At 31.6% G+C, this 13,178-nt stretch carries 17 protein-coding genes; 5 read left to right on the top strand and 12 right to left on the bottom strand.

The genetic code is table 11. From position 1 onward, the window contains the following. Positions 1–110: 110 nt before the first annotated feature. The 5 genes from MHH94_RS11610 to MHH94_RS11630 all read right to left on the bottom strand — a co-directional run bounded on the left by MHH94_RS11610 (position 111) and on the right by MHH94_RS11630 (position 4,450). Positions 111–1,115 carry a 5-oxoprolinase subunit C family protein gene (locus MHH94_RS11610; protein WP_078355503.1) on the bottom strand — a complete coding sequence of 335 codons (1,005 nt, stop codon included), beginning with the start codon at positions 1,113–1,115 and terminating at the stop codon, positions 111–113. Next, positions 1,106–1,807, bottom strand: coding sequence for a carboxyltransferase domain-containing protein (locus MHH94_RS11615; RefSeq protein WP_058591630.1), 702 nt, complete (start codon positions 1,805–1,807; stop codon positions 1,106–1,108). Before MHH94_RS11615 ends, MHH94_RS11610 begins: the two co-directional genes overlap by 10 nt. A gap of 40 nt (positions 1,808–1,847) precedes the next feature. Next, positions 1,848–2,060: a hypothetical protein gene (locus MHH94_RS11620; RefSeq protein ID WP_058591631.1), complete on the bottom strand. Its 213-nt coding sequence runs from the start codon at positions 2,058–2,060 to the stop codon at positions 1,848–1,850. Positions 2,061–2,121: 61 nt separating this feature from the next. Then, positions 2,122–3,870 (bottom strand): bifunctional anthranilate synthase component I family protein/class IV aminotransferase, encoded by a 1,749-nt coding sequence (locus MHH94_RS11625; protein ID WP_340841190.1) that lies wholly within the window; start codon positions 3,868–3,870, stop codon positions 2,122–2,124. Further along, on the bottom strand, positions 3,848–4,450 hold the full coding sequence (locus MHH94_RS11630; RefSeq protein ID WP_058591633.1) for an anthranilate synthase component II: 603 nt from the start codon (positions 4,448–4,450) through the stop codon (positions 3,848–3,850). Before MHH94_RS11630 ends, MHH94_RS11625 begins: the two co-directional genes overlap by 23 nt. A 203-nt stretch (positions 4,451–4,653) precedes the next feature. Between MHH94_RS11630 and queC the strand changes: the two genes are divergently transcribed. Genes queC through queE form a run of 3 tightly spaced genes read left to right on the top strand, consistent with a single transcriptional unit; the run spans position 4,654 to position 6,456 of the window. Beyond that, a complete protein-coding gene (gene queC, locus MHH94_RS11635) occupies positions 4,654–5,322 on the top strand; it encodes a 7-cyano-7-deazaguanine synthase QueC (RefSeq protein ID WP_058591634.1) in 669 nt (222 codons plus the stop codon). Further along, positions 5,322–5,753, top strand: a complete 432-nt coding sequence (queD, locus tag MHH94_RS11640; RefSeq protein ID WP_084755139.1) for a 6-carboxytetrahydropterin synthase QueD — start codon at positions 5,322–5,324, stop codon at positions 5,751–5,753. Before queC ends, queD begins: the two co-directional genes overlap by 1 nt. Further along, complete coding sequence (gene queE / locus MHH94_RS11645; RefSeq protein ID WP_058591636.1) at positions 5,746–6,456, top strand: 7-carboxy-7-deazaguanine synthase QueE; 711 nt, start codon at positions 5,746–5,748, stop codon at positions 6,454–6,456. Before queD ends, queE begins: the two co-directional genes overlap by 8 nt. 102 nt (positions 6,457–6,558) lie before the next feature. Here the strand turns inward: queE and MHH94_RS11650 are convergent, their stop codons facing one another. Both MHH94_RS11650 and MHH94_RS11655 read right to left on the bottom strand, forming a co-directional pair. Then, on the bottom strand, positions 6,559–7,227 hold the full coding sequence (locus MHH94_RS11650; RefSeq protein ID WP_058591637.1) for a DUF1129 family protein: 669 nt from the start codon (positions 7,225–7,227) through the stop codon (positions 6,559–6,561). Then, positions 7,220–7,558 carry a PadR family transcriptional regulator gene (locus MHH94_RS11655; RefSeq protein ID WP_025904753.1) on the bottom strand — a complete coding sequence of 113 codons (339 nt, stop codon included), beginning with the start codon at positions 7,556–7,558 and terminating at the stop codon, positions 7,220–7,222. Before MHH94_RS11655 ends, MHH94_RS11650 begins: the two co-directional genes overlap by 8 nt. 185 nt (positions 7,559–7,743) lie before the next feature. Between MHH94_RS11655 and MHH94_RS11660 the strand changes: the two genes are divergently transcribed. Further along, on the top strand, positions 7,744–8,385 hold the full coding sequence (locus tag MHH94_RS11660; protein ID WP_058591638.1) for a hypothetical protein: 642 nt from the start codon (positions 7,744–7,746) through the stop codon (positions 8,383–8,385). Positions 8,386–8,436: 51 nt separating this feature from the next. Beyond that, positions 8,437–8,685, top strand: a complete 249-nt coding sequence (locus tag MHH94_RS11665; RefSeq protein ID WP_025904751.1) for a GlsB/YeaQ/YmgE family stress response membrane protein — start codon at positions 8,437–8,439, stop codon at positions 8,683–8,685. Positions 8,686–8,740: 55 nt separating this feature from the next. Here MHH94_RS11665 and MHH94_RS11670 read toward each other — a convergent pair whose 3' ends face one another. From MHH94_RS11670 to MHH94_RS11690, 5 genes are all read right to left on the bottom strand, one after another. Then, positions 8,741–9,463, bottom strand: coding sequence for a YwiC-like family protein (locus MHH94_RS11670; protein WP_058591640.1), 723 nt, complete (start codon positions 9,461–9,463; stop codon positions 8,741–8,743). Between the two features lie 85 nt (positions 9,464–9,548). Further along, positions 9,549–10,376: an aldo/keto reductase gene (locus tag MHH94_RS11675; RefSeq protein ID WP_078355499.1), complete on the bottom strand. Its 828-nt coding sequence runs from the start codon at positions 10,374–10,376 to the stop codon at positions 9,549–9,551. Between the two features lie 13 nt (positions 10,377–10,389). Further along, a complete protein-coding gene (locus MHH94_RS11680) occupies positions 10,390–11,112 on the bottom strand; it encodes a pseudouridine synthase (protein WP_058591642.1) in 723 nt (240 codons plus the stop codon). Positions 11,113–11,360: 248 nt separating this feature from the next. Further along, positions 11,361–11,675 (bottom strand): DUF3817 domain-containing protein, encoded by a 315-nt coding sequence (locus MHH94_RS11685; protein WP_078355498.1) that lies wholly within the window; start codon positions 11,673–11,675, stop codon positions 11,361–11,363. 3 nt (positions 11,676–11,678) lie between these two features. After that, positions 11,679–13,025 (bottom strand): hemolysin family protein, encoded by a 1,347-nt coding sequence (locus MHH94_RS11690; protein WP_048539964.1) that lies wholly within the window; start codon positions 13,023–13,025, stop codon positions 11,679–11,681. Positions 13,026–13,178: the final 153 nt, after the last annotated feature.

The following is a 13,178-nucleotide window of genomic DNA, read 5'->3' on the forward strand; positions in this document are numbered from 1 at the left end:
TACAGTATTATAATTTATACTATTTTACAATAAATTTCAACTAAAAACCTAAAATACAAATAAGAAATGTGTAAAAAGTGCACACAATAGACACAATTCACACATGAAAATTACTTGTTTAATTCTTCATTTAATTTATATCTGATGCCGGTTTTAATTTGCTTAACGAATTGAGCATGTTTTCTCATATTGCGTTCCGCTTCTTGTATTGTTATTTTCTTAAAGATGAGTTTTGAACCTTGCTTTTTTTGTGCTAATTTATCGATATGATAAGAAGCAATTGTTCCAATTTGAGGATAACTGGATAATGATTGATGATCATTCAACATCACGACCGGTTGATTCCCTTCATTTAATAGAACAGTACCTTTTTTAACACTTAAAAATGACTGATCGACGATTCTACGATTAATAACGGAGTTTCCTTCTAATGTTAATCCTGTTCGATTAAAGCGATTAGATACTTTATAAACTTGGCTCTCAAGATGCTTAATCTCTGCTTCATTAAAGTGTGTCATACCTTCTCCCGATATAACATGGAATATATCTGTTAAATAATTTAAGGCTAACGTATATTGGTCTACGCCCCATGAAGCTGTTTTGCATTCTTCTAGATTTTCAAATAGCTTTTTTTGTAAAGGGGTGTAGTTACGGCAAATTTCGATTTCATCGCCTGCTTGTAAAGTACGACCGTGGTAGCCACCCATTTCTAAGCGGATACTCGTAGATTTTGAACCTAACCATTCTTCAGCAACAATACCACCTGCAATTGCTAAATAACCTCTCGTACCTTTTGAAGCTTCGCCAAATTTTAATACTTCACCTTTGTCCATCAAATGAATTTTATATGGTGCTATTTTCTTACCATCTACAAATGCTGGGAAGTTAGCCCCTGTAAATGCAATTAAAGTTGGTTCTGTAAATTGAATAGATGGCAACTTAATCGTCATTTCGATTATAGCTTCGCCTTCTTCATTACCAACAAGCATATTAGCGAGTCTATGGTTTAATTGATCGATTGAGCCATTTTTAACAATACCAATATGTTGCTGTTTTTGCCTTCCTAAATCTTGAATCGAAGAGTATAGTCCAGCTTCTCGAATAATTAATGACATGGCTTATACCCTCCATCCTTGCTTTGTAGTTGATCTACAATATTTAAGATGACATCATCACCAAAATTAAGCTTACAAACATTATTTTGTCTATCGTATATTTCAATATTCGTCCAACCAATGACTGGCCATTCACCACTTGTATCAGTTGTCGTAATAAATAATTTATCTCTTTCAATACACAATGATCCTTTAGGGATAAAATGTTTGAACTGTGCATTACCTGAATGCAATCGATGACTTAATCCAGATAAATAAGGACATCCTGGTGTATGACCTATCATTGAAACAAAATAAGTTCTAGATTCCAGCACTTGACTTTGTTCTTCTTCTGACAAGTCAGTTAAAGTATCGAAATCTGGACCATATTCGCCACCCACAATAACATCTATCATAATCGATTCCTTTATAACTTCTCTATCATTAATGTCTTGTTTTTTCTGATAAATAATACGTTCTACAAATTCAGTCATATATTTAAATGGCTCATTAATATTGTGATTCATCATCATGCTATATGGATGATACACAACCATCAAACTATTTTCGCTTGGTATAACCTCATCTATAAAAGGCATATCTTGATTTAATATTTCTAATCTAAATTCATTAATTTCATGCGTTAGCTGTCTCGAAGGTTCACGATCGCTCATTACAGTTAATGCAGAATCGCCCTTAGGATATATGCGCATTTAAGACACCTCATTCTATTCTGCTATATATAAAGCATCATTATTTACGATAAAATACATCTGTTAAATCAATAAATACATGTGTTAATTGATTTACAAATAAGCCTACAAAAACAATTGTAACGGCAAATCCAATATATAAATACGCAAAACTTTGCTTATTTTTCTCTTTTCTCAATTCACCTAAAACGATTCGCTTTAAGTAAAATACAATAACAATCACTATTACTAAATATAATAATGTTAAGAACATCTTTATTCACCCGTCCTTATATGATGTTTACTATTTTACTATTTGTATCTTTATATTGCCATCATAATTTTAAATCTATTTTTGTCCATTCTCGCAAACTGTTAATCATGTATATTTCACAATTTAAACTTTCGATATCGTTGATTAATTTTTTCACAGTAATATTTTTTTCTTCAATGAGGTTATCCTTTAATAATGCTTGCCTCATACAACCGTTTAAAAATTGTCCATGATATGGAGGTGTGATATATGCATCACCTATTTTAATAACGACATTACCAATATCAAATTCTGTTATTTCATTCTCTTCATTATAATACAATATGACATCTGTATCATGATTATGTTGAAAATGCTGACGTTCAGTTGTTTTGTGTATCGTATAAATAGAAGAAACTGGTGTACTCGGTAACAACTGAGCGGTTAAAGATTGAGATGAATCAGTTATTGGTGAAGCTTCAACATTAAATGTACCATCTGAATTTAATTCTACTCTTAATTTATATGTGCCATCTACATAATGATTAACCATGTCATTAAGCATAATATCCCACTTATCTTTATTGAATTGAATATTTAAAGCTTCAGCACTTGTAGAAATTCTGTGCGTATGTTCGTGACGTCTTTGGACTATTCCATTTTCTAATCTCATCGTTTCAATAAGATTTACATGTCTGCTTTCTAATATTTTAGATTTCATTTTGAATTCCTCAATTTCAGCTTCAGCATTTGAATCTATTGTGATACCAGCTCCAACACCATAAACTGATCTTTCTGAATTTGAATGTATCGTTCTGATTGGAACATTAAAAATCATTCTGTTATCAGGTAACAACAAACCTATCGCTCCACAATATATACCTCTTGGTCTATTCTCTAATCGTTTGATAATGGCCATCGTTGATTCTTTTGGTGCACCCGTTATCGAGCCACATGGGAACAGCGCTTGAATTAGATTAAATAATGAATGCTGTGCTTTCAATTGACTTCGAATCGTGCTGGTCATTTGATATACCGTTTGATAAGGTTCGATTTTAAATAAATCAATGGCATTAACCGTACCAACTTCAGAAATTTTACTTAAATCATTTCTAAGTAAATCTACAATCATGACATTTTCTGCTCTATCTTTTTTAGAATGCTTAAGTTGTTCATAATTTGTTTGATCTTCTGCTTTATGATTTCCTCTTGAAATTGTACCTTTCATTGGTTTCGTTAATATTGTGTTTGGCCTTTGTTGATAAGGACCATATTGAAAGAAAAGTTCTGGTGAAATCGACATAATAGTTTCATCTTCAAGTTCAATATATGCTTGATAATCTCCATTAGCATCCTCTGTGAGTGATTGGTAATATGCATATCCATGACGAATCGGTTCTGATTCAAGTTGTGTCGTATAATTAACTTGATACGTATTTCCTACTCTAATTTCATCTTGAATAGCAAGTATATTGTTTGCTAAACGTTCATCTGAATCTGTTCTTCGCCATTCAATATGTTCATTTATATATGTATGATACGTTTTATTATTAAAGTGTGAGACGGGTTGTTCGAATACTTGAATACTCCCATAATGATGAGACGCTTTATAAACATTTAACGCTGAATCAAAAGCAGCTGCGCTTTCATATGGTAAAGTCATGACAACATAGTATCCTTCCTTTTGATAGCGCTCTGCTTCATGTACAAGGTCTGATACTTCTTCAATCGTTCTTGCATATTTAATAACAACAGGATTCTCAAATTTATAATCTAATTTCTCTTCTATTTGACTGTCTGTAATATACTTAAATTGTATATGTGTCTTCAATCTCTACACCTGCCTTTACTAAGAAATTCGCAATTTGTTCTAATCCATATTCACTTAATATTGCTTCCGGATGATACTGAACCGCTTCAATAGGTAAATGTTGATGTCGTATAGCCATCGGGATACCTTCTTCTAACCATGCCGAAACCTTAAACCCTTCAGGTATATGGTGTTTATCAGCTATTAAAGAATGATATCTTGCCACTTCAAATGATTCAGGCAATCCTTCAAAAATACCTTTCCCATCATGTTTAATCGTAGCCGTATGTCCATGTACCGGACGCGGGCCTTTTACGACTTTGCCACCAAAAGTAGATATTAATAATTGAAAACCAAGACATACACCTAAGATGGGGACATCTGTATAAATAGATTGAAGAAATGCCTTTAACTGTACATAATCATCTGGATGACCAGGGCCAGGTGAAATGATCATCGCATCTGGATTGATTGCATGTACAACATCAGAAGTAACCTCTTCAGATTTCAAAATTTTTATTTGTTCATTTTTTGTCAGTATATTAATATACTCGATAATGTTATATGTAAATGAATCGTGGTTATCTATCATTATAATCATATGTTTATTCGCTCTTCTTTCCTTAATTTCATGTCAATCATACCATATACTAAACTTGCTTTTACAATTTGATTATATTATCATTTGTATATTCAATAAACTAAGAGGTTACTAGCTTACACCCTCTATAAAAAACTAGACACCTACGTCTACCTTTTTATAGAAGGCAGGCTTTTTTTATGCCTTTATAAAGGAGAAACACTATGTCAGAAACATTAAAAAATGAAAAAGCAGTTGTTGTGTTCAGTGGCGGACAAGATAGTACAACATGCTTATTCTATGCGAAAAAACATTTTAAAGAAGTAGAATTAGTTACCTTTCAATATGGCCAACGCCATGATTTAGAAATTAAAGTTGCTGAAGACATTGCGAAAGAACAAGGATTAAAGCATCATATTCTAGATATGTCACTACTTTCACAACTATCTCCTAACGCACTAACAGACCATTCAATGCAAATTGAAAATGACGAAAATGGTATACCTAATACATTTGTGCCAGCACGTAATTTGCTATTCTTATCATTTGCCGGTGCATTAGCATATCAAATTGGTGCTAAACATATTATTACAGGTGTTTGCGAAACAGACTTTAGTGGGTATCCAGATTGTAGAGATAGCTTTATTAAATCTATGAACTTGTCACTTAACTTATCAATGGATAAAGATTTCGTCATTCATACACCGCTTATGTGGTTGAATAAAAAAGAAACTTGGGCACTAAGTGATCAATTAGGTGCATTAGACTATGTTAGAGAAAAAACATTAACGTGTTATAACGGTGTAATGAGTGATGGTTGCGGTGAATGTCCTGCTTGTAAATTAAGAAAACAAGGATTAGACCAATACCTAGAAACGAAAGGAAGTTTATAATGTTACAACAAATTTATCCGAGCGTTCAACACCCTTATGCTTTCGAACTGAATAAAGACTTTAATTTTTCAAGTGCACATTATATTCCACACGAAGAAGCCGGTAAATGTATGAATGTACATGGACACACATATTTTGTTAATTTAACAATTGCTGGCGACGAATTAGATAAAATGGGATTTTTAGTAAACTTTAGCGAATTAAAATCATTAATCCATAAACGTTATGATCATCAACTTTTAAATGACTTTGAAGAATTCAAAGATTATAGTCCTTCAACTGAACAAGTAGCTCAAACAATTTATAATATCGTTCAAGCATCTCTAGATAAGCGCGATAACAAACCTAAATGTGTACAAGTATTTGTGAGAGAAACACCTACAAGTTATGTCGTTTACCGTCCAACTAAGAAAGGTGACAACAATGCCTAAAATACCAGTGTTAGAAATCTTCGGTCCAACGATTCAAGGTGAAGGTGCAGTCATTGGTCAAAAAACGATGTTTGTTAGAACAAGTGGTTGTGATTATAGATGTAGTTGGTGCGATTCAAGTTTCACATGGGATGGCTCAGCTAAAGATGATATTCGATTACTTGAACCAGAAGATATTATTTCTGAATTAGATCAACTCGCTCCAAATAAATATCAACACGTTACGATATCAGGTGGTAACCCTGCTCTGATTAAAAATATAGGTCCGTTCGTAGAAGCTCTTAAAGCACGCAATATAAAGACCGCACTTGAAACTCAAGGGTCTAAATTCCAAGAATGGATGACGCTAATCGATGACTTAACGATTAGTCCTAAGCCACCAAGTTCTGGTATGAAACCTAATTTAACAATTCTAGATGAAGTTATCGCACAATGTGTAAAAGAAAGTCTTTCACTTAAAGTTGTGATTTTCGACGAAGATGACTATCAATTTGCTAAAGATATACACAAACGATATCCTTCTATCCCGTTCTATTTACAAGTAGGTAATCCGTATCTAGACGATAGCGTTTCAAACCATACTGAGAAATTACTCGAAAAATATGAACAACTGATTGATAAAGTAATGAATGATACTTTAAATGATATTTTTGTTCTACCACAGCTACATACGCTGTTATGGAGTAATAAAAAAGGTGTTTAATATTTCCTAGGAAATATTAAACACAGTATAAAATAAGCACGTCACTAACTTGAAAATGCTCTTTAAGTGATGTGCTTATTTATTTTGGTTTATTATTCTTATTTATACAGCTTTTGGCTGTCTTTTCATGACTTTATATATAGCATAAATTGCTATACCTAATATTAGAAAGATCCACCAAGGAATATAAACTTTCATCATATCTTTAAATACAAGGTTAGGTACTAATATTAGAATTGCTGGTATAACACCAACTAATAGTCCAGCATATGCTGATTCTTTTATCTTCTTATATTTAGATTTATCAAAGATATATCTTTGGATAATATTGAATAATGCTTTAACAATAAAGAATCCACCTATTGGTACGATAAGTAAAAGGAAAAGTGTAGATATAAGTGGTGTCTTATAATCAACAAATATACCTACTATACCTGTAATAACAAAATATACACTATAGAAGTAAGCTACACCCATTCCTACCATTTTTAAAATTGCTTTATTAGATTCATTCGGTAGTTCATTTAATATATCATCAGCATGACCTTTAACATCATGACCGAAAAATTCAATTGCAGTAGTGCCATTCGAAACAGCTTCTAATAAATGATCAAGGACATCCATTAATATGACTTCTGATTCATGTTCATTTACTCTTAAATCCGTTCTAACATATAATAAGAAATCTTCATAAACTTCTAAATCTGCTTCATTTAGCTGCTTTCTCTTCTCGTTGTTTTCTTTGACCAGTTGTTTAGTTGTTCTAGACATCTTCATTGCTCCCTTTTAACAATTTAGTAATAGGATCTTTAATTTCAAGCCATTCTTTTCGTACGATTTCTAATTCTTCGCGACCTTTATCTGTAATATAATAATATTTTCTTTTAGGTCCTTGTTCACTATGCTTAAACTCACTATAAATAAAATCCTTCTTTAATAATCTAAGTAAAATAGGATATATCGTTCCTTCACTTACATCGGTAAATTGATGTTCATTTAATTTGCGAGATAATTCATAACCGTATACTGGTTGAGATTGTATGATAGATAAAATACAAGCATCTAATAAACCTTTTCTCATCTGTGTCTTAATTGTCGACATCTTAATAACCTCTTCCAATTTTCACAGCTATATTGTATTACAAGATAGCTTGCTTTTATACTATTAAAGTTTATTCCATTTGTCAAAGGGTCTTTAAATTTTTCTTCTAAACATATATTTAGTGATTATATGTTTAGAAATTGTTATAATTCTTAGATGAGACTATTTTAAGGCAGGAGACAGATATGGCATTCCTCGTTTCAATTAATATCATTCTGTGTATCGTCTTGATGTCATATAACTTTGTAGTAATGAATAAGAAATCGCGTATAAATCATTACGCAATTTCAATCACAATTGCTTTGAATGGTTTAATATCCTTTATAATCATCAAAGAAATCAACTTCATCACGATTGCAGTAACGACTATGTTACTTATATGGGCATTTTTACATACATGGATTCAAATTAAATACGTTCCAAACTACATTAAAAATCAATATTTCGTACTTTATATTATTACAATTGTATTTAGTATGTCTTTAAACATTGTTTACTTAGATAGTACACTTTCAATTTATCAATCAGTACCTTATTTAGGTGTCAGTTTATTTATATTTGGACAAATCATTGCTTATTTATCGTTATTCACAGAACCTATTGAATCAGACGGTAAAAGGCTCGCAAAAATCTACCAAAATGGTATATATCGATACTTTATTCACCCACGTTTAGTTGGTGAGATATTATCGATTGTAGCGTTAATATGTATGATTGTCCTTACGCCTCATTGGTTTCTATTAATACCAGTGTTCCTTTTTTATATTATGTTTATTTTATGGCAAAAGTTATTCAAAACTTCTTATTATGTTTCACATAGCGAATAACAGGGTACTTAAATATAGTAATAAGAAATATAATTAAGGAGGTACACTCAAATGGGCTTTATATTAATGTTAATCGTAGGTGGACTAATAGGTTGGCTAGCAGGTGTTATATTAGGTAAAGATATACCTGGCGGCATAGTAGGTAATATTATTGCCGGTTTAATTGGTTCAGCGATTGGTGGTTCTTTACTTGGAGATTTAGGTCCAGTATGGGGTGGCGTCGCAATCATACCAGCACTAATCGGTTCAATTATTTTAATTCTTGTATTATCATTTATTTTGAAATTGATCAAAAAATAATCAATCTTCAATTAATAGATAAAGTTAAAGCAACCATATGCGGATGGTTGCTTTTTTAATATAAAAATATAGATCCTACTACTAATACAAATACTGAATTAGCTATTTCAATTAAGCCTACATGCATAATTTTTATTTTCTTACCATATAAAACGACTGATCGTATTAAACTCGGTATATACATCAACATAACTAGTGGATGTATAAAGAACCCTACAACAACTATACATAAGTGATAAATCCAAGATGACCATTTATATTTTACGGATTTTTTCTCTCTAATCATCGTCTTAACGTATAAAATTGTACCGAAGAAATATAAGAAACTTAATATAAAGACTCGTAACCAAGATTGTACATCTGTTATAGATACATTTAATAACGCACTGATCACACCAAATAAACAAAATATCAAAACAGCTATTAAATCATTAGTAAATGCTCTTTCATTTTTCTTTTTGGCAAAATAGGCATTAAATAATGATAAAGGTACCATCAGTAGAAAAATCCATATCGTAATAGGTTTATGTAATACGATTGGTATAAAAGATATGACGACAATCAAAGCAAATATGCCTGCCGTATAAATATAACCTATTGTTTTCTTCCTTTTCTTTAAGTAGAAGAAGATTTGATCACTCATGAAATAAGATGCTAGTACACCTAAATACAATAATAAATGAAAGTATGTAAAACCAGTTGCTGCAATTCCGAATGCGATTGGTAGTACAATCATTGACCATACACCATGTTGATTTGGTTTTTTAAATTTAAACAAATAAAGCACCTCCACAGTTTCATTTTACTAAAAGATGCATATGAAATACATCTTAATTCAAACAAATCTGTGAAGGTTCTATATTTTACTTCATATCTCCAATTTTAACTTCATCTGGATCTCTAAATTGTCGTTCATCTGTATTTAATTGGTCGATTTTGTCTAAATCTTCATCACTCAATTCAAAATCAAATACATCAAAATTCTCTCTGATTCTATTATCGTTTTGAGATTTTGGAATAACGAGTCTACCTTGTTGTAGATGCCATTTAATAATAACTTGTGCAACAGTCTTATTATACTGATCTGCTATACTTTGTAAATCTGCGTTTTTTAACCATTCGCCACCTCTCATTAGAGGACTCCATGCCATTAATTTAATACCTTTACTTTCACAATATGCTTGTAATACTTTTTGATTAAATAATGGATGAAATTCAACTTGGTTAACTGCAGGTACAATTTCAGTTTCAGCTAATAATTTATCTAAATGATGTTCTTTAAAATTACATACACCAATCGCTTTAATTTTACCTTCTTTATATAACGTTTCTAATGCTTTATACGTCTCAATAAATAATCCGTCTTCAGGACATGGCCAATGAATTAAATACATATCGATATACGTAAGTTGCAATGATTCTAATGAGTCATTAAACGCTTTAATAGTCGCATCATAACCTTGGAAGTCATTCCATAATTTAGTTGTAATAAATAAATCTTCTCGATTGATATTTAATGTTTTTAAAGCTGTGCCTAATGCTTTTTCATTTTTATAAAACCAAGCTGTGTCTATCGCTCGATATCCTGCATCAATTGCTGTATGGACAACTCTTTCTACATCAGCATCTTCGATTTTGTATACGCCTAAACCTAATTCTGGTATCTCTACATTGTTATTTAATTTAACCATTTTATTATCCCCTTTATTTAGATGTCATACGGTCTCTTTTAGGTGTATAAGCGAGCGAACGTGTCAGTTCTTCAAATTCTTCTTTCGTTAAATCACGCCATTCACCATATTTAATACCATCTAGCTTAATGTTCATGATACGAATTCTTTTTAATTTTTTAACATTATATCCTAACGTTTCACACATACGTCTAATTTGACGATTCAAACCTTGTGTTAAAACAATCTTAAATGTTCTATCATTAATTTGTGATACTTTCGCTGGGAGCGTCTTTTGATTTAAAATTTCAACACCTTCAGACATTTGCTTTAAGAAGTCTTTCGTTAATGGCTTATCTACTGAAACGACATATTCTTTTTCATGATGATTTTCAGCACGTAATATTTCATTCACTATATCACCATCACTTGTCAGGAGTAATAATCCTTCTGAATCTTTATCTAATCTACCAATATGAAAAATTCTTTCATGATGATCAACGTAGTCTACAACGTTACCTTTAACATGTCTTTCAGTAGTAGATGTGATACCACGTGGTTTATTAAGTGCTATATATACATAACCTTTATCAATTGTAATAACTTCACCATCAACCTTCACAACATCCGTACTTTCAACTTGAGACCCTAGTGTCGCATATTCGTCATTAATTTGAACGCGATTAGCACTTATCCATTTATCAGCACCTCTCCTCGAACATACACCAGCTTCACTTAGAAATTTATTTATTCTCATAAAAATGGTTCCTCTCTCAATCTATCTACTATATTCCCTATTTTACATGATGATCTTCATTAAAACAAAACAGTATGCGTCTATTTTGGACTTCTGACGACATTTGTATGGGCGGCGTTAGTTACACTTCTGCTGAGTTTTGTTACTAATAGCCGTCTTAGTTACACTTCCACCGACTTTTGTAATTCATGCAATAAAAAAAGAGCACAGGAACTAAATATCTGTCCCATGCTCTTAATATCAATTTATTATTGCGTTATCTTTTCATAAGATTTGCCATTTACAAAGAAATAATCAAATATAAATGTTCCAAAAGGAATAAATGCTACTATAAAAGCAATGACTGGCCACTTTATATGAATTCTAACAATAAGTGCCATTACCAATATCATGATGACATAAATTGAAAATAATCCGCCATGTATCATGCCTAATACTGAAACTACATTTGGATTACTCAACATATACTTGATAGGCATTGCTATAAATACTAATAACAGTAATGATCCACCTTCTAAATATCCTGTAAACCTAAATAATGATGTTAATGTAGTTTTGCTCACTTTTTAATCCTCGTCTTCTTCGTCTTCGTCAAATATACTTTTTCTTTCTTTTATAAAATCTTTGTGTAAAGCAACTGTCTTAATTTGATGATTTTCAACATCAATGACAACCCATTTATCAAATTCTGTATCGACATAGTCGTCTTTTTCAATTTCTGGGTTATGCGCTTGTAACCAACCACCGATTGTATCAATATCGTCTGAATCTACGAAATCAATTCCAAATTTTTCTTCTAGTTCTGATAAAGTTACACGTCCATTAATTTGGTAAGTATCTTCACCAGTTTGAATGATATCATTTACTTCATCATCATCAAATTCATCACGAATTTCACCAACGATTTCTTCTAATATATCTTCCATCGTGATGACACCAGCTGTACCACCATATTCATCAATAACTAACGCCATATGCACATGATCTTTCTGCATTTTTACTAATGCATCACTAATTCTTGTAACTTCGTGAATAAGCGGCAAGTCATGTACGTAGTTATTAATTTTAATTTGTTCACCTGAAGCATATTCTGTTAAAAATTCTTTAACATTTATAAATCCTTTAATATGGTCTTTATCACCATCTTCAGTAATTGGGTAACGTGTATAATGATGCTCATTTATAATTTCTAATAATTCTTCAATATTAAATGGTTCTGTTAATGTAACCATTTGTGTTCTAGGTACCATGATATCTTTTGCTAATCTTTCATCGAATGAGAAAATATTTTGCATATAAGCTAATTCAGTGTGATTGATTTCACCACTTTGATAGCTTTGAGTCATGATAAGCTTTAATTCTTCTTCTGACATTGCTTGTTCTTCGTTAGTAGGTTGAATACCTATTGTTCTAACTAGAATACGTGCTGCACCATTCATTGACCAAATTAACGGTTTCATAACAATACCGAAATAATATAATGGTCGGCCGAAGACAAGTGTAAGTCTTTCTGCCTGTTGAATTGCTACCGTTTTTGGTGCTAATTCACCAACTACTACATGGATAAACGTTACAATTAAGAAACTGATCGCTATGGAGAAAGTTGTTGTTAATGCGTCTGGTAAGTTAAAGAAGTCTAATACAGGATGTATTAATACTTCAAATGTTGGTTCACCAATCCAACCTAATCCAAGTGATGTTACAGTAATACCAAGCTGACATGCAGATAAATAATAATCTAGTTCTTTGATCATTTTATGTACAATTTTAGCTGATTTACTTCCTTCAGAAATTAATTGTTCAATTCTAGTTATACGCACCTTTACAAGTGCGAATTCAGATCCTACAAATACCATTGTAAATGCAATTAATATAAAGAATACAATAAAGTTTATTATGGTCGAAATTTCCAATTAGTTCCCTATTTCTAGGGATTCACCTCCAAATATTTTGCGGTGACGCTATGGCCACCTTTGTATGATTTTTTTCAATAAGTTTATTTACAGTATACGTTTTCAAAACTAAATCCTTCCCATTTAGCGTCACCTCCCCCGATATTAGCATAT

It is taken from the genome of Mammaliicoccus sp. FSL K6-3158 (assembly GCF_038005105.1).
GTDB lineage: Bacteria > Bacillota > Bacilli > Staphylococcales > Staphylococcaceae > Mammaliicoccus > Mammaliicoccus sciuri.